At 68.0% G+C, this 231-nt stretch carries 1 pseudogene; it reads right to left on the reverse strand.

Going from position 1 to position 231, the window contains the following annotated elements:
* Window positions 1–231: pseudogene (gene gcvT, locus ACLJNW_RS29020) on the reverse strand (glycine cleavage system aminomethyltransferase GcvT); the annotation flags it as partial.

The raw sequence follows: 231 nt of genomic DNA on the forward strand, positions 1-231 counted from the left end.
GTGCCGGGGACACCAGTTCGGAGCTGTGCACGCGGGCGTTGGGGCCCTGGATGGCGAGCATCGCCAGGTCGCCGCGTTCCTGCAGGTCGACCTTGAAGCCGGCGGCCTGCGCCTGCATCCAGGCGATGTCCTTGTCGCGGGTGGAAGCATTGACCACCACCCGGTAGCCGTGCTCGGTCAGGTAGACGATCAGGTCGTCGACCACCCCGCCCTCTTCGTTGAGCATCGCGC

It is taken from the genome of Salmonella sp. SAL4457 (assembly GCF_046548235.1).
Taxonomy (GTDB): domain Bacteria; phylum Pseudomonadota; class Gammaproteobacteria; order Enterobacterales; family Enterobacteriaceae; genus Salmonella; species Salmonella enterica.